The organism is Candidatus Sulfotelmatobacter sp., assembly GCA_035498555.1.
Lineage (GTDB): Bacteria > Eisenbacteria > RBG-16-71-46 > RBG-16-71-46 > RBG-16-71-46 > DATKAB01.
Genome location: DATKAB010000123.1, coordinates 1 through 16,166 on the forward strand (window position 1 = coordinate 1; position 16,166 = coordinate 16,166).

Sequence of the window (16,166 nt, forward strand, 5' to 3'; positions counted from 1 at the left end):
GACGGGCGCGTGCTTCATTTGTTGAATCGGATCTCGAGACATTCGCCGTCCTGCACCTCGTAGGCCCGGCCTTCCAGCCGCAGCCAGCCCTTCTCGCGGGCCTTGGCCTCGCTCCCGGCCTCGAGCAGCTTCTCCCATCCGATCACCTCGGCGCGAATGAAGCCCTTGGCGAGGTCGGTGTGGATCTCTCCCGCCGCGTCGACCGCCTTCTCTCCGCGATGGATCGTCCAGGCCCGCACCTCGTCGGGCCCGACCGTGAAGAACGAGATCAGCCCGAGCAGCTCGTAACACGAACGGATGACCAGCGAAAGCCCGTCCTCCTGAATGCCCAGCTCGGCTCGGAACGCTGCCCGATCTTCGGGCGGCAGCGCCACCACCTCGCGCTCGAGGTGCGCGCGCAAGGCCACCGCCAGGGTGTTCGGCCCCGGCCCGGCCGGGCGGCGCTGCGAACGATCGTCCTGGTTGTACACCTGAAGCAGCGGCTTCCGCGACAGGAGTTGATAGCCGCGCAGCAGCTTCTCCTCCTCGGGATCGAAGCGCTCCCCGCGCAGCGGCCGTCCGGCCTCGAGCTCGGCGCGGCACCGCGCCATCAATTCCCGCTCCCGCTCGTTCTGCGACTTGCCCACTCGCGATTCCTTCTCGATCTTCTCGAGCCGGCTCTCGACGATCACCAGGTCGTTGAATACCAGCTCGCTCTCGAGGCGAGCGAGATCTCGCGCCGGGTCGACCCCGCCCTCGATCGGCACCGCCGGATTCTCGAAATCGCGCACCAGCGCGACCAGCGCTTCGCAGTTGCGCACCGCCGAGAACAGGTCCTGGCCCCTGGAAGCGGCCCGCGCCGTCCCCTGCCCGGCGGCCGCCGAATCCACGAACTGGACCTGGGCGTAGGTGGTCTTCCTGGGTTGGTAGAGGGCGGAGAGTCGGTCGACGCGCGGGTCGGGCACCCGCACCACACCGATCTGGTCGCGCGCCGCGCGTCCACCGGGCGCTGCGGCTTCGGCGCCTGCGCCCTGCATCAGGATCTCGAACAGCGTGGTCTTGCCGGATTGCGGCAGGCCGAGGATGCCGACGCGCTGCATTGAATGCCCTCAAACGAACGGCCCGCAGGGTGATTCCCCGCGGGCGCGGATCGCGAAACTGGAGAAAATCTAATGGCGGTTCTTACAGCGTGTCAATCGGTCCCGGGATTTTCGGCCCTCGCTTCGTATGCCAGGGCCAGCTGTCGCCCCAGCTGCTCACTCACCCACACCGGTGTCTCGACGGCTTGAGGACTCTGCACGATCTGAATGGTCTTGCGGGCGGTGTCTACTTCGACTCGGCAGTTCTTGCAGTGGGCCAGATGCTCGTTGATCTGCCGGCACAACTCTTCACGAGCGTCTGGGTCGAGATACTCCGAGAGCTGCTCGACCAACTCCTCACAATTCATCCCCGGTGACTCCATCAGGCCAGGTCCGGCCCCTTCGCGGTCGTGTCTCGTGCGCGGCCGTTTGGGGCGCCAAACGCTCTAGATGCACCTACCTCCCGGAAAGGTTTGCAGATTTGTAACGCAGTTGGCAAACCCGTGGCCTTTGGGCGGGGGGTCGGGATGGTGACCCGTGCTGGGATCGAACCAGCGACTCCCTGCTTAAAAGGCAGGTGCTCTACCGACTGAGCTAACGGGTCACCTGGCCGCCGACGACCCAGCATACTCCAATCGGCGGCACTAAGTTGTTGCAGTTCAATCCGCTGTGCGGTCGATCTCCGCCTCTCGCTCGGCCCCGACCGAGACGCGATCGATTCGGACCCCACTCGCCCCCTCGACCCACTCCAGATAGGCGCGGGCCGGCCGGGGCAGCTCACGCCAGCTTCTGATGTGGCCGGTCGGGCTCCGCCACCCGGGAAAGCTGCGCCAGAGCGGGCGGCAGCTTTCGAGGTCGGCCGCGTCGGCGGGAAACCCCGCCAGTCTCCTGCCGGCCCGCTCGTATCCCTCGGCGACTCGGATCTCCTCGAACTGATCGAGCACGTCGAGCTTGGTCACCACCAGAGCATCGAGTCCGTTGACGCGCGCCGCATAGCGCAGAGCGGGCAGGTCGAGCCAGCCGCAACGGCGCGGCCGGCCGGTCGTGGCACCGTACTCCTCGCCTGCCTCCCGCAGCCGGGCCGCCTCCTCGGGCGGCATCTCGGTCGGGAACGGTCCGTTTCCGACGCGAGTCGTGTAGGCCTTCGTCACCCCGATCACCCGGTCCACCGCTCGTGGCCCGAGGCCGACCCCGAGCGGTGCGCCGGCGGCGCTGGCCGGCGACGACGTCACGTACGGGTAGGTTCCGTGATCGAGGTCCAGCAAGGTTCCCTGCGCCCCCTCGAGCAGCAGCCGGCGATTCGCGGCCAGTGCGTCGTGCAGCTCGAGCGAAACGTCGGTCGCCAGCGGTTCGAGCCACCTGATCGCCTCGGCGAGCTCGCGGCGGAGCGAGGCACCGCTCATCGAGTGGAGCGATTCGGCTTCGGGAAACTCGTGACGCAGTCGCGCAAGGTTTCGGTCCGCCGCCACCTCGAATCGTGCCGCCTCGAACAGATCGCCGACGCGAATACCAACGCGAGCCGCCTTGTCACGATAGGCGAAGCCGATCCCGCGGCCGGTGGTGCCGATCGCGCCCGGGCCCTGTTCGGCGGCGGCCTCGGCGGCGCGATGATACGGAAGGATCACGTGCGCGGCGCGGCTCACTCCGATTCGCGAGCGAACCTCGAGGCCCATCCCTTCGAGGTTGCCAACTTCCTCGCGCAACTTCGGCACGTCGATCACCACGCCGTTACCGATCAGATTGCGCGTCATGGGCTGCAGGATTCCCGAGGGCACCAGGTGCAGCACCAGCGTGCGGCCTCGATGGATGACGCTATGGCCGGCATTCGGTCCGCCCTGATAGCGCGCCACGAAGTCGGACTCGGCGCTCAGCGCGTCGACGATCTTGCCCTTGCCTTCATCGCCCCATTGAGCGCCCACCACCACCGTGCACGGCACCGCGTCCTCCCCCGTTCCGTTCGAAGCCGCGGCACGCTAACAAAGGGGTGTGGGGCGGGCAACCGCTCGCGCCCGGACGAATCCGACTTGCCGGGCGTGGATGAAGCGACGCGCTCAGGTCCGTCGAGCGACCAGCAACGTGATGTCATCGGCCGGGCCCTGCTCGCCCTCGAACACGCGCACGCGCTCGGCGATCAGCCGCGCCAGACGATCGCACGAGGTCGAGCGCTCGTGCGCGAGCGTCTCGATGAGACGCTCCTCGCCCCACATTCGCCCGGCGGCGTCGGCGCCCTCGGTGACGCCGTCGGTGTAGAGCACCAACAGATCGCCAGGTCCGAATCGCGATCGTCCCGCGGAATAGGGAGCACCGGGCATGATGCCCAACATCACGCCGCCCTCGTTCAGGAGCTCGTGCGAGCCATCGGCGCGCCACAACACCGCCGGATTGTGACCCGCGCTCACGTAGTCGAGCGTGCCGGCGCGCGAGTCGGCGAACGCCAGGAAAGCGGTGACGAACTTTCCCATCTCGACGCTGTGCAGGAGGAATTCGTTGAGCTGCCCCGCCAGCTTCACGGGGTCGGAGGTGGAGAGTTCGCGGCTCATCAGCGAGGCCCGGAACGCCGACATCAACAGCGCTGCCGGAACACCCTTCCCGGAGACATCGGCGATCACCAGTAACACGCGATGCTCGTCGAGTGGAAAGTGGTCGAAGTAGTCGCCGCCCACTTCGCGGGCGGACTCGCTGACCCCCGCGATCTCGAAGCCCTCGATCCGCGGCGGCTTGAGCGGGAGCAGTCGCGCCTGGATCTGGCGCGCGAGCGCCAGCTCGCTCTCGATGCGGGTCCTCTCGGCTTCCAGCTCGCGCGCGCGCTGGAGTCCCACCAGCGCGCGATTGAAAGTGCCGGCGACGCTCCAGAGATCGTCGTCGCCCTTGACCTCGATACTCTGATCGAGCACGCCGGCCTCCAGCCGCGCCGCCCCGCGCTTCAGCGCGTCGATGGCGGCCGTGATGCTTCCGGCCATGCCGCGCACCATCGCGAAATCGAAGGCGGCGACCAGAGTGGCGAGCATCGCCACCGAGAGGATGAGGAAGATCGGGATCCAGGTGATGGGATTCTCGCGCACGCTCTCGTAGAGCCCGACCAGCGCGCTCCGCGCCGGTACCTGGGCGAGCATCATCGAGCGCATGTTGACCCAGCGCTTCGAGCTGTCGTCCCAGGCCAGGCCCGGCACCAGCGTCTTGCCCGCCAGCACCACCGCGCCCGGCGTGGTTTTGACCAGATTGAAGGTGTCGCGTGAGGTGGTGATGCTCACGCCAGGGCGCCGGCGCGCCGCGCTCAGCCGCCGATTCGCCAGTCCCAGCTGCTGCGTGACCTTGCGTGCCTCTTCGATCCGCAGCGAATCATCGCGGGTCCATCGCCCGCCGGACCTTCCGCGCTCGACCTCGAGCAGCGAATCGCTCGCAATCACGCGTTCGGTCCGGATCGCGTCGGCCCCCGGGCCGCCGATCACCAGGCTGCCGTTCGACCCGCCGGCTGCGTTGGTCACCACCGTGAGGCGCGCACCCGCCACCCGCGCGGCGTCCCCGGCGAGAATCGAATCGGCGGGCTGGAGCAGGATCGCGGCGCGAGTCGAATCGGTGCGATCGCGCGCCGCCGCGCCGAACCAGAGCGAATCTCCGAGCAGCACGAAGCCCGCAGCCGGATGCGCCGGGAGCGAGTCGGCCCAGGCAGCGAGGGCGTGCTCGCCGGTGATGGAATCTCCCGCCAGCCTCTCGAAGCCACTTCCCTCGACGCGCCACAGCCGCGCCCGCTGCCAGGCCGGGCCATGGGCCACGACGCGAGCCGCCGCCTCGCGCGCGTCGGTCCGTGCCGCCAGCACATCCACCAGCTCGCGGCGCAGCTCGACGCCCTCCGCGGCGAGCACACGCGCGGCCACCGTCGCGCGATCGTTGTTCACGCCTAGCACGGTGGTCACCATCCAGACGCCACCGACCAGCAGCAGCGGAATCACCACCACCAGCACATGCGAAAGCGCAAGGCGGCGACCGACCGTGCGAATACCGAGGCTCGGATCGCGCACGAACGCGAACAGCAGCGCCAGCACCCCGAACGAGACGTAGACCGAGCCCACCGACATCAGCCAGTGGGCGACGTTGAACAGGAGCTTCTGCGTCGGGCCGCCCCCAAACGAGCCGGGAATCGTGATCCACAGATCGAGCGCGAACAGCGCGAGCGCACAGACCGCGAATCCGAAGCGCTGGCGCGTGTCGAAGCGACGGTTCCAGCGATAGGAAAGGACACCCATCGAGGCGAAGAAGGTCGGAGCGCCCCAGCCGCTCGAAGCCGTGATCAGGCACAGGAGCGCCATGAGCCCGCGCCAGATCCAGTCGCCGAGCCGCGAATCGCAGGCGATCAGCCGCGCGAGTCCCAGCCAGGAGACCGCGCCCGCCACCACCGCGACCCCCAGCGGCGCCGCGGTCGCGCCGGCCATGCGCGGCGAGCCCACCGCCGCCAGCGCCGTCACCGCGGCGAGGTGGCCGGCGGTGAAGAGCAACAGCGAGCGCCGGACCGATGCTTCGCCGGCCCTCCGCCCGCGCAGGTGCGCCTCGAGGGCGATCACCAGGAACAGAAGCGCCAGCGCCGGGCCCAGCATGGCCGCTCAGGACCCCGCGCGCGACAGCAACTCGATCACGCGCTCGACCACCTCGGCCCCGGCGCGACGCTGGGCGTCCTCGGTCGATGCGCCGAGGTGTGGGGTCGCGAGCACGTTGGAGAGCCCGAGCAACGGATTCGAGCCGGGCGGCTCGGACTCGAACACGTCGAGAATCGCGCCGCGAATCCCTCCGGCGCGCAGCGCGTCGGCGAGCGCCGGTTCGTCCACCAGCCCGCCGCGGGCCGCGTTCACGAGCAACGCCGAACGTCTCATGCGTGCGAGTTGCGATGCGCCGATCAGACCGCGCGTCTCGGGCAGCAGCGGAACGTGCAGCGAGACCACGTCGGAACCGGCGAGTAGCGAATCCAGTGAGGCCCGGCTCACCCATTCGAACTCCGCGGGCCAGTTGGAGAGCAGCGGATCGAACGCGCTCACCTCCATCTCGAACGCGCGCGCGCGCCGCGCCATCGCACGGCCGATCGCTCCGAATCCCACCAGGCCGAGCCGCCGTCCGGCGAGCTCCGCCCCCACGAAGGCGGAGCGCTCCCATTTTCCCTGCTTGAGTCCGGCCGAAGCCGGAACCAGATGGCGCTCGAAAGCGAGCAGGAGCCCGAACACCAGCTCGGCCACCGAGACCGAATTCGCGGCCGGAGCATTGACGACCGCGATGCCCAGGCGCCGCGCCTCGGCCACGTCGACGTTGTCGAGTCCGCTGCCGGCGCGCGCCACCACCTCGAGTCCGCGCGCGCCGCGCAGCACCTCGCCGGTAACCCGGGTGCCGCCGCGGATCAGCAGTGCCGAGCAGCCCTCGAGCGCCGCGATCAACTCGGTGCCTTGAACTCCGAGGCGCTCCACCACGTCGTGTCCCGCGGCGCGCAGCTTCGCGAGCGCCGAGGGCTCGAGGCGATCCGAGACCAGCACCTTCACGCCGCGTCCCAGGCCGCGGTGGCCGCGGCGATCGCTCCGGACGCCGGTTGTCCGAGCGCCGAAGCGCATTCCTCGAGCGCCCCGAGCACCAGGTGGACGTCGGCAAGATCGTAGGCACCCATGTGGCCAATGCGCAGGATCCTGCCCTTCAGCTGATCCTGCCCCCCGGCGACCACGATCCCATGGCGATCGCGCAACCGCTTCACCACCGCCGCCGCCTCGATGCCGGCGGGCGGCGTGAGCGCCGTGACGGAGTGGGAAGGGCTCGACGAAAACACCCGAAATCCGATGCGCTCGGCGCCGGCGCGCGTGGCATGAGCGAGCCGGCGATGACGCGCGTGAATGTTCTCGAGACCTTCTTCCCGGATCATGGCCAGCGCCTCCTCCAGCGCCAGGACCAGGCTGACCGGCGGTGTGAACGCCGTCTCGCCGAGCGGCGCACTCTTGCGCGCCTTGCGCAGGTCGAAGTAGTAGCGCGGCGGATGATCGCCTTCGATCAGGTTCGCGGCCCACGGGGCGAGACTCACGGTCGCGATGCCGGGCGGGACCATCAGGCCCTTCTGCGAACCGCACACCACCACGTCCACTCCCCAATCGTCCTGGGGCAGCGGATGCACCGCGAGGCTGGTGATCGCATCGACGATCAGCGTGCGTGAACGCAGCCGGCAAATGTGAGCCAGCTCGCGCACGTCATGAAGCGCGCCGGTCGAGGTCTCGCTGTGGGTCGCGTACACCTTGGCGATCGCGGGATCGGAATCGAGCCGCTTCGCGACTTCGCCCGGATCGACGGCGCTTCCCCACGGCACCTCCACCACCTCGACCGCCAGCCCGAACGCCTCGAGGATCGCCACCCAGCGCTCGCCGAACTTGCCGCCGGTGATGGCCAGAGCCTTCTCACCGGCGCGCATCACATTGACGACCGCGGCCTCCATGGCGCCGGTCCCGGAGGCGGAGAGCAGGAATACCTCGCCTCGAGTGCCGTGAAGCTCGCGCAGCTGCTCGACGACGCGGCTGAGTGTCTCGCGGAACCCTTCGGTGCGATGGTGCGGGGGCACCTGCGCGAGAGCACGCAGGATGCGCGGCGGGATTTCGACCGGACCGGGCGTGAACAGGCGGATCTTCATGGCGCGGCGCTTCTCCTCCGCGAGTCGGCGCGATGGACGTCGAACGAGGCGGGACATGGTGGAGTTCACTCGCGAGCCCGTCAACCCGCGCCCAGAGGCGGCCGCGTGACGTTCGGGGGGTGCCGCGGTAGGCTTCCTTCATGCCCTACTTCAGCTCCGATTCCCTGCGCTTCCTCCGTGGATTGGCCCGCAACAATCACAAGACCTGGTTCGAGGCCCACCGCGACGATTACCAGCAGCACGTGAAGGAGCCGATCGGCGAGCTGGTCGAGGAACTCGCCATCCGCATGCAGGGTTTCGCACCCGAGATGACCGGCGATCCCAGACGTTCGGTGTTCCGCATCCATCGCGATGTCCGATTCTCAAGAGACAAGTCGCCGTACAAGACCCACGCCGCCTGCTGGTTCTATCACCGGGCCGGTGAAGGCAAAGTGGGCCGTGAAGCCGAAGGCGGAAGCGCCGGGTTCTACTTTCACCTCGAGCCGGGTGGCTCGATGGTGGGCGGCGGCCTGTGGATGCCGCCGCGTCGCGATCTCAACCGGCTGCGCGCCGCGATCGCGCGCGACCTGTCACGCTTCGAGCGCGCCGCACGGGATCCCCGGCTGCGAAAACGATTCGGAGAGCTGAGCGAGGAAGGGATGCTGAAGCGCCTGCCGCGCGGCTATCCGTGCGGTCATCCCGCCGAGCGCTGGCTCAAGCACCAATCGTTCACGGTCGGACGCTCCCTGAAAGACGCCGAGGTGACCCGCGCGAAGCTTCCCGCCGAGCTGGCCAGAGACTTCCAGCTGATGCTGCCGCTGGTGCGGTGGATCAACCGGGAGCTGGGCTTCGACGCCTAGTGGGCGTAGTGCGCCGACGGATCGTCGCCGGCGGTCGGGCGTGACTCCGGCGAGGGCTTGACGCCGACCGGCCGCTCGAGGGCGTGTTCGAGCACCTGATCCATCGACTCGACCAGCACGAACTCCAGACTCTCCTTCACGTCATCGGGGAGCTCGACCAGGTCCTTCTCGTTGGCGCGCGGGATCAAGACGGTGCGGATGCCGGATCGACGCGCGGCCACCGCCTTCTCGTTCAGGCCGCCAATCGGAAGCACCGTGCCGCGCAGCGTGATCTCGCCGGTCATGGCGACTTCCGGGCGCGTGGGAATGCCGGTGAGCGCGCTGATCAGCGCCACCGCCATGGTGATGCCCGCCGACGGTCCGTCCTTGGGACTCGCGCCCTCCGGCACGTGCACGTGGACGTCGATGTCGCGGTAGAACCACTTGTCGAGGCCGAGCCGTTGCGCGCGCGCGCGCGCGTACGACAGCGCCGCCTGACCCGACTCGCGCATGACCTCGCCGAGCTTGCCGGTGAGCTGAAGGTCGCCCTTTCCGGGCAGGATCGAGACCTCGATCGTGAGCAGGTCGCCCCCGGTCTCGGTCCAGGCCAGGCCGTTCGCCACCCCGACCCGCGAGCGCTTCTCGACCGGCGTGTCGATGAAGCGCGTGGGACCGAGGAACTTGTGCAAATTGGCGGGCATCAGGGTGGTGCGGCCGCGCAGCGAACCCGACGCCTTCCTTTTCGCGACCTTGCGGCACAGACCCGCGATCTCGCGCTCGAGATTGCGCACGCCGGCCTCGCGCGTGTAGCGGTTGACGATCGCCAGAATCGCGGCGTCGGTGATCCTCAGATCGCCGGCGGCCAGCCCGGCCGCCTTCACCTGCTTCGGCACCAGAAAGCGCTTCGCGATTTGGAGCTTGTCGCCATCGAGGTAGCCCGGCAATCGCAGCACCTCCATACGGTCCTGCAGGGCCGGCGGGATCGAGTACAGTGAATTCGCGGTGCAGATGAACATCACCCGCGACAGATCGAAATCGACCTCGAGGTAGTGATCGTTGAAGGTGTGATTCTGCTCGGGGTCCAGGACCTCGAGCAGCGCCGCCGCCGGATCGCCGCGGAAGTCGGCGCCGAGCTTGTCCACTTCATCGAGCAGGAAGACCGGGTTGCGCGTGCCGGCGCGCCGCAAGCTCTGGATGACGCGGCCCGGCAACGAGCCGATGTAGGTGCGGCGATGGCCGCGAATCTCGGCTTCGTCGCGCACGCCGCCCAGCGCCACGCGCACGAAGCGCCGGCCGAGGGCGCGCGCGATCGAGCGCCCCAGCGAGGTCTTGCCGACGCCCGGCGCCCCCACAAAGCACAGGATCGGGCCCTTGTGCTGGCCGGAGAGCTTGAGAACCGACAGGTACTCGACGATCCGCTCCTTGACCTTGCGCAAGCCGTAGTGGTCTTCGTCGAGGATCTTCTCGACTTCGCGGATGTCGAGCCGGTCGCGGGTCACGCGTCGCCAGGGCAGTGCGACCAGCCAGTCCAGATAGTTCCGCACCACCGTCGCTTCGGGCGACATGAAGCTCATCTTCGACAGCCGGTCGAGCTCTTTCACGGCGCGGGCATGGACCTCGCGCGGCATGCGGGCCTTCTTGATCGCCGCCTCGAGGTCTTCCAGCTCGCTCGCGAACTCGTTCTGGTGGCCGAGTTCCTTGCGGATCGCCTTGAGCTGCTCGTTGAGATAGAACTCTTTCTGGTTCTTGTGCACCTGCGAGCGGACCTGGCCCTCGATCTTCTTCTCGAGCTTGACGATCTCGAGCTCGCCGGCCAGCACCTCGCCCAGCATTTGCAGGCGCTCCGACACGCCGCTCACCTCGAGCAGCTTCTGTTTCTGCGGCACCTTGACCAGCAGATGCGCGGAGAGGGTGTGGGCGAGCGAGACGGGATCGGCGATGTTGCTCGCCGTCATCGGGACTTCGTCGGGAATGCGCCGATTGAGGTGCGCATACTCGTGGAACAACTCGAGCACGTGTCGCATCTGCGCTTCCACTTCGGCGCCGCCGCCCTTGCCCTCCTCGAGCTGGCTGACCCGCACGGTGTAGTACTGGCTGGACCACTGGAACCGCTCGACGCGGGCGCGACACAGGCCTTCGACCAGGACGCGCATGGTGCCGTCGGGCAAGCGGAAGAGCTGGAGCACCCGCACCACCGTGCCCACCGCGTAGAGCTCCTCGTGCGAGGGATCGGCGACATCGCTGTTCTTCTGGGCGGTGACGAACAGCATGCGATCGGCCGCCACCGCGCGCTCGATCGCGTGGATCGAGGGCAGGCGCCCCACCAGCAGCGGAATCGTCATGTAGGGGAACAGCACCACGTCGCGCAACGGGAGCAACGGCAGCCGATCGCGGAAGGTGAAGACCTCGTCGCCGCGGGTCGCGGTCAGCATTCGGACCGGCCGGCGGCGGGCGCTCTCGGCCACGCTCTCGACCGGCGCGGGGCGCGGCTTGTTCACCCGGGTGCTCTTCCGTGAATTCGGAGACACGCGGTCCTCCTCAAGAAGTTCCGGTTCTCGACGCGTCGGATTCGACCGCGAGGAGTCGGATCAGGCTTCCTTGCGCTTCTTCTCGCGCTCGCCACGATAGGTGAGCAGCGGCGGCGCTCCCGAGATGATGCACTCCCGCGAGATGGTGCAGCCGATCACGTCGGCGCGCGACGGGATGTCGTACATGACATCGAGCATCGCCTCCTCGATCACGGCGCGCAAGCCGCGCGCGCCGGTCCCGCGCTTGATCGCCTGCTGGGCGATGGCGCGCAGGGCATCCTCGGTGAAGTCGAGGCGCACCCCTTCCATGTCGAGGAACTTCTGGTACTGCTTGGTGATCGCGTTCTTGGGCTCGGTGAGAATCTTGACCAGCGAGTCCTCGTCGAGCGAGTCGAGCACGCCCACCACCGGGAGACGCCCGACCAGTTCGGGGATCAGCCCGTAGCGCAGCAGATCCTCGGGTTCGACCAGCGCGATCAGCTCGCCGAGATTCTTCTCGCTCTTGCTCTTGATCTCGGCGCCGAACCCCAGCATTTTCTGCCCCACCCGCCGCTCGATGATCTTGTCGAGCCCCTCGAACGCCCCGCCGCAGATGAACAGGATGTCCTTGGTGTTGACCTCGATGTACTTCTGCTGCGGATGCTTGCGCCCGCCCTGGGGCGGCACGTTGGCGACGGTGCCTTCGAGGATCTTGAGCAGGGCCTGCTGAACGCCCTCGCCCGACACGTCGCGCGTGATGCTCGGGTTCTCGCTCTTGCGCGAGATCTTGTCGATTTCGTCGATGTAGACGATGCCGTGCTCGGCGTTGACCAGGTTGAAGTCCGCGGATTGGAGCAGCCGGACCAGGATGTTCTCGACGTCCTCGCCGACGTAGCCGGCCTCGGTCAGGCTGGTGGCGTCGACGATCGCGAACGGCACCTTCAGGAACCGCGCGAGCGTGCGGGCGAGCAGGGTCTTACCGGTGCCGGTCGGCCCGATCAGCAGGATGTTCGATTTCTCGAGCTCGACCTCACCCGGCGGAGGAGCCGAGAAAATCCGCTTGTAGTGGTTGTAGACCGCAACCGCCAGCGTCTTTTTCGCCAGGTTCTGCCCGACCGCGTAGTCGTCGAGAATGCGCTTGATCTCGGCCGGCTTGGGCAGCTGCCCCGATGCCGACGGCTGCTCGCGCTCGAGCTCGCCCTCGAGGATGTCGTTGCAGAGCTTGACGCACTCGCTGCAGATGTAGACCGACGGCCCGGACACCAGGCGCGCCACTTCGTCCTGTCCGCGTCCACAGAACGAGCAGCGGATCGGGTGCGGCGTAGCGATGCGTTTCTTCATGCGATTCCCCTGGGTCGGCCTGGCTCAGCGCCGCTTCTCGATGATCTCGTCGACCAGCCCGTACGCCTTCGATTCCTCGGCCGACATAAAGAAGTTGCGGTCGGTGTCGTGAAGGATACGCTCCATCGGCTGGCCGGTGTGCTTGGCCAGGATCGCGTTGAGCTGCTCCTTCATCTTGTTCATCTCCTTCATGTAGATCTCGATCTCGGTGGCCTGGCCCTGCGTCCCGCCGAGCGGCTGGTGGATCATGATGCGCGAATTGGGAAGCACGGAGCGCTTGCCCTTCTCGCCCGCCGCCAGCAGCACCGCGGCCATGCTCGCGGCCTGCCCCATGCACAGCGTGGCCACGTCGGGCTTCACGAACTGCATGGTGTCATAGATGGCAAGCCCGGCGGTCACCATCCCGCCCGGGCTGTGAATGTAAAGGTTGATGTCGCGATCGGGATCCTCGCCCTCGAGAAAGATCATCTGGGCGATCACCAGATTGGCGACCGTATCGTCGATCGGAGTTCCGATGAAGATGATCCGATCCTTGAGCAGGCGCGAATAGATGTCGTAGGCGCGCTCGCCCCTGCCGGTCTGCTCGACTACGATCGGAACCAGGCCCATCCGTTGTGTCCCCCTTGAAGCACCGCTCCCTCGGTTCTCCGGATCACCGCGCCGGCACGATTAACGGAGTCTCCCCCGCCACCTCGTCCTTCACCTTCGCCAGCTCCAGCACCCGGTCCATCGCCTTCCGTTCCACTACCGTCTCGCGCAGCGCTTCCCGCCGTTCCGATGACTGATACCGGGCCCGGATCTTCGCCGCCTGGCGAGGATCCGCCTGCGCCATCCGGTCGATCTCGGCCGCAACCTCGTCGTCGCTGGCCGCGATCTTCTCGGCGCGCGCCACCGCGTCGAGCAGCAGCTCCCGTCTCAGCGAGCGTTCCACGCCCGGCCGATAGTGAGCCTGCAGCTCCCCTCGCAGCGAGTCGCTCATGGGGCGGCCCGCGGTGGCCTCGCCGATCACACGGTCCAGCATCCACTGCACGAGCCGTTCGGGCAAGTCGAGGGTGTTGCGCTGGATCAGGGCGTCGGTGGCCGCGGTCTCGAGATCTCGACGGACCCGCAACTCCTCCTCCCGCTCGAGGTTCTGGCGCACCTTCGCGCGCAGCGCCTCGAGTGATTCCAGCTGAAACACCTCTCGAGCGAAGTTATCGTCCAGAGTCCGCAGCTTCTTCTCCTGGATTTTCCGCACCGCCACCCGATAGCGGAATTGTTTGCCCGCCAGATCGCTCACCCCGTAGTCGTCGGGGTAGCGGACCTCGACGGTCCGCTCCTGTCCCGCCTCGGCGCCGAGCAGCCCGTTCTCGAGATCCGGCGGCACCGAAGGCTCGCCGAGCTGGATGCGCCGGTTCTTGGCGACCGTCCCCGGAAGGCGGCGCCCGTTGGCGTCGAGCCGGGTGGAATCGAGCAGCACCACGTCGCCGCGCTCCGCCGGCCGGCCGAGGTCCACGAACACCGCGGCATCCTCGCGCAGGCTTTGCATCACTCGATCCACCGACGAGTCATCCACGGGCCGGCGCAACCGGCGCAGGAGCAATCCCTGGTACTCCGGCGACTCGACCTGCGGCTTGAGATCCACGACCGCCTCGAATCGGAGTGGCTGTCCCGGCGTGAATCGGACGTTTCGCACCAGCGGCGGCACGATCGGATGCAGTCCGGCGCCGTCGATCGCCCTGCTGGTCGCGCGCGGCAGGTAACTCTCGAAGAACTCCTGCTCGATCGCATCGGCGAATTGGACGCGCACCTGGTCGAGCGGCACCTTGCCGCGCCGGAATCCGGGCAGCACGGCCCGCCGCTGAACCGCCCGCGCGAGCTGGTCGAGCTGTGACTCGACCTCCTCGACCGGAACTTCGACATCCAGAGTCTGCTGCCAGGTTCCCGACTCTCGCGACGATTGCTTCATGGTGGGGTTGGGATGCTCCAGAGGCCCTCTCGGGCGCCATTGTGTGAGGAGGAACTGCGAGAGGGGGGATTTGAACCCCCACGAGTTTCCTCACTGGATCCTAAGTCCAGCGCGTCTGCCAGTTCCGCCACTCTCGCACGTGGCTTACGCCCCGGCGCGACCCGCCGAGGGCTCACGGATCGGTAACGGAAATCGGACCGAGTATAGCATTCCCGCTTCAGTGCCCCGGACCCGGCCATCGCTGGGGACGACTAGAAGGGAATCACGGCCGTGATCAAAACCCGATCGTCATAGCAGCTGGCGCTGCCGTTGTGCTTGAAATTGTGCTGCACCAGCCCGAAATCGAGCTGCGTGGTGTCGAGCTTCCAGCCGATGCCAATGCCGACGACGCCCGAACGCGGTTCGGGCGACCCGGGATCGGATTCCTGTCCGAGGCCGAAGCGCAGGGTCCATGGATCACGCACGTCGTGGAAGTCGACGCCCAGCCCCCAGCGAAATCCGGCGCCACGCGTGACGTCGAATCCGCTCCACTCCTGTGACGTGCGGCCACCGGCGCCTCCCACCACCCTCACCTGGGACGTGGCGACGTAGCGAAGGCTCACGCCGCCCTCGTAGCCGGACTTGCGGGTCGCGCTCACCGAGCTGGTCGAGGTGAGGGTCACGAGGTCGGTGCTCTGATCGCCCGAGACCTTGAGCTCCGGGAGGTATCTCACCGAGGCGCCGGCCATGAACTGCCCCACGCCCTTTTCGGGTCCGAGCTCGAGTCGGAGCCCGGCGACCCCGCCGACCGCGTCGCCCGAGAAGCTCACATCGGTCGTGCCGGAAACCGGCGAGCCCGATCGATCGGTATTCGAGTAGGAGTCCTGCCGCTTCGTGTACTCGGCCGCGGCTCCGAGCCGCAGCCGTCCGAACGCGCGCGAGAGACCTGCACCCCCGTGGAACTCGCGGGTGCTGACCGAATTCTCGGTGGGCGCCGGGCTCAGGCCGATCGGACCCGAGAGGTACGAGTTGTCCTCGAGTCGCAGGGTCGGCTGGTGCGCGTACGCGAACACGCTCCATTTCCCCTTCCCGAACCCGACCCAGCCGCCCGCGCCGTCGAAGTAGGCGCTTTGCTCGTCGAGACTTCGATTGCTCGCGCGGAGATCCTGCCGGCTGATGTGGTAGATCATCGGCGACACCGAGACGATGCGCGTCGGAGGCACCGCGGGATTGTCGAACGGCTCGTCGGCCAGCCAGGCATCCGCCATCGCGACCGACCCCGATTGCGTCGAGCCCGGCGAGTAGACCGCCCCCGGAAACTGGTAGAGGCCGCTGTTGAGCGGTGGCGGCGGCGCGGCGAGCGCGGCCGAGGCTCCGAGCAGAGTGAACAGCAAAGCACCGGGAATCAGACGCATGGTGTCAGGCTCCGAACTTGTCGAGCCGGCCGGCGTTGGCGAGCAGCAAGGCGACCAGGTCCCGGCTGGCCAGGGTGCCCAGGCTGCCCGCGCGCGCGGCGGCTTCGTGGAAGCGGCTGGCGCCGTCGGCGCCGCACCACTTCGCGTGAATGAGAACCGGGACCGGGTGCCACGAATGGCCCTTCACCGGAACCGGAGTGGAATGATCCCCGGTCACGCACAGCACGTCGGGCGCGAGCGCCGTCAGCGCCGGCAGCGCGCGGTCGACGGCCTCGATGGTCGCGATCTTGGCGTCGAAGTTTCCGTCCTCGCCCGCCATGTCGGTGCCCTTGACGTGGATGAAGAAGTAGTCGAAGTCGCTCCAGCGCGATTTCGCGGTGGCGAAGGCGTCATCGGGCGCGTCCCCGGTGGGGAGCACCTCCATGCCGGCGAGCTGCGCCACACCTCGATACATCGG

Annotated in this window: 13 protein-coding genes and 2 tRNA genes; 1 reads left to right on the plus strand and 14 read right to left on the minus strand. The window is 67.9% G+C overall.

All coding sequences use genetic code 11. The features are described from left to right. Positions 1–14: 14 nt before the first annotated feature. From VMJ70_10595 to VMJ70_10625, 7 genes are all read right to left on the minus strand, one after another. Positions 15–1,079 carry a DUF933 domain-containing protein gene (locus tag VMJ70_10595; protein HTO91568.1) on the minus strand — a complete coding sequence of 355 codons (1,065 nt, stop codon included), beginning with the start codon at positions 1,077–1,079 and terminating at the stop codon, positions 15–17. A 92-nt stretch (positions 1,080–1,171) separates the two neighbouring features. Continuing rightward, complete coding sequence (locus VMJ70_10600) at positions 1,172–1,426, minus strand: zf-HC2 domain-containing protein (protein ID HTO91569.1); 255 nt, start codon at positions 1,424–1,426, stop codon at positions 1,172–1,174. Positions 1,427–1,586: 160 nt separating this feature from the next. Next, positions 1,587–1,662: transfer RNA gene (locus VMJ70_10605), tRNA-Lys, on the minus strand. A 55-nt stretch (positions 1,663–1,717) separates the two neighbouring features. Continuing rightward, complete coding sequence (locus VMJ70_10610; protein ID HTO91570.1) at positions 1,718–2,995, minus strand: adenylosuccinate synthase; 1,278 nt, start codon at positions 2,993–2,995, stop codon at positions 1,718–1,720. A 114-nt stretch (positions 2,996–3,109) separates the two neighbouring features. Next, positions 3,110–5,650 carry a SpoIIE family protein phosphatase gene (locus VMJ70_10615; GenBank protein ID HTO91571.1) on the minus strand — a complete coding sequence of 847 codons (2,541 nt, stop codon included), beginning with the start codon at positions 5,648–5,650 and terminating at the stop codon, positions 3,110–3,112. Between the two features lie 6 nt (positions 5,651–5,656). Then, entirely contained in the window at positions 5,657–6,577 is a 921-nt protein-coding gene (locus VMJ70_10620; GenBank protein ID HTO91572.1) for a hydroxyacid dehydrogenase, read from the minus strand. After that, positions 6,574–7,701 carry an alanine--glyoxylate aminotransferase family protein gene (locus VMJ70_10625; GenBank protein HTO91573.1) on the minus strand — a complete coding sequence of 376 codons (1,128 nt, stop codon included), beginning with the start codon at positions 7,699–7,701 and terminating at the stop codon, positions 6,574–6,576. Before VMJ70_10625 ends, VMJ70_10620 begins: the two co-directional genes overlap by 4 nt. 140 nt (positions 7,702–7,841) lie before the next feature. Here VMJ70_10625 and VMJ70_10630 point away from each other — a divergent pair, with 140 nt between their 5' ends. Further along, a complete protein-coding gene (locus tag VMJ70_10630) occupies positions 7,842–8,540 on the plus strand; it encodes a DUF2461 domain-containing protein (protein HTO91574.1) in 699 nt (232 codons plus the stop codon). On the opposite strand, the gene lon is transcribed toward VMJ70_10630, so the two are convergent. The 7 genes from lon to VMJ70_10665 all read right to left on the minus strand — a co-directional run. Beyond that, the gene (lon, locus tag VMJ70_10635) at positions 8,537–11,047 is read right to left on the minus strand and encodes an endopeptidase La (protein ID HTO91575.1); all 2,511 of its coding nucleotides are present in this window, start codon (positions 11,045–11,047) and stop codon (positions 8,537–8,539) included. The two genes, VMJ70_10630 and lon, sit on opposite strands and share 4 nt — an antisense overlap. Positions 11,048–11,107: 60 nt before the next feature. Further along, the gene (gene clpX, locus VMJ70_10640) at positions 11,108–12,367 is read right to left on the minus strand and encodes an ATP-dependent Clp protease ATP-binding subunit ClpX (GenBank protein HTO91576.1); all 1,260 of its coding nucleotides are present in this window, start codon (positions 12,365–12,367) and stop codon (positions 11,108–11,110) included. Between the two features lie 24 nt (positions 12,368–12,391). Further along, positions 12,392–12,976, minus strand: a complete 585-nt coding sequence (gene clpP, locus VMJ70_10645; GenBank protein HTO91577.1) for an ATP-dependent Clp endopeptidase proteolytic subunit ClpP — start codon at positions 12,974–12,976, stop codon at positions 12,392–12,394. Positions 12,977–13,019: 43 nt separating this feature from the next. Then, positions 13,020–14,315 (minus strand): trigger factor, encoded by a 1,296-nt coding sequence (tig, locus tag VMJ70_10650; protein HTO91578.1) that lies wholly within the window; start codon positions 14,313–14,315, stop codon positions 13,020–13,022. A 55-nt stretch (positions 14,316–14,370) separates the two neighbouring features. After that, a tRNA-Leu gene (locus VMJ70_10655) sits at positions 14,371–14,452 on the minus strand. 114 nt (positions 14,453–14,566) lie between these two features. Further along, entirely contained in the window at positions 14,567–15,709 is a 1,143-nt protein-coding gene (locus VMJ70_10660) for a hypothetical protein (protein ID HTO91579.1), read from the minus strand. 4 nt (positions 15,710–15,713) lie between these two features. Next, positions 15,714–16,166: hypothetical protein (locus VMJ70_10665; protein HTO91580.1), on the minus strand; the 453-nt coding region annotated here is incomplete at its 5' end.

Bases quoted from the DNA above. Each gene is read 5' to 3' on its own strand.
- VMJ70_10595 (HTO91568.1), bottom strand. From the start codon at position 1,079: ATGCAGCGCGTCGGCATCCTCGGCCTGCCGCAATCCGGCAAGACCACG.
- VMJ70_10600 (HTO91569.1), bottom strand. From the start codon at position 1,426: ATGAATTGTGAGGAGTTGGTCGAGCAGCTCTCGGAGTATCTCGACCCA.
- VMJ70_10615 (HTO91571.1), bottom strand. From the start codon at position 5,650: ATGCTGGGCCCGGCGCTGGCGCTTCTGTTCCTGGTGATCGCCCTCGAG.
- VMJ70_10625 (HTO91573.1), bottom strand. From the start codon at position 7,701: ATGAAGATCCGCCTGTTCACGCCCGGTCCGGTCGAAATCCCGCCGCGC.
- VMJ70_10630 (HTO91574.1), top strand. From the start codon at position 7,842: ATGCCCTACTTCAGCTCCGATTCCCTGCGCTTCCTCCGTGGATTGGCC.
- clpX (HTO91576.1), bottom strand. From the start codon at position 12,367: ATGAAGAAACGCATCGCTACGCCGCACCCGATCCGCTGCTCGTTCTGT.
- clpP (HTO91577.1), bottom strand. From the start codon at position 12,976: ATGGGCCTGGTTCCGATCGTAGTCGAGCAGACCGGCAGGGGCGAGCGC.
- tig (HTO91578.1), bottom strand. From the start codon at position 14,315: ATGAAGCAATCGTCGCGAGAGTCGGGAACCTGGCAGCAGACTCTGGAT.
- VMJ70_10660 (HTO91579.1), bottom strand. From the start codon at position 15,709: ATGCGTCTGATTCCCGGTGCTTTGCTGTTCACTCTGCTCGGAGCCTCG.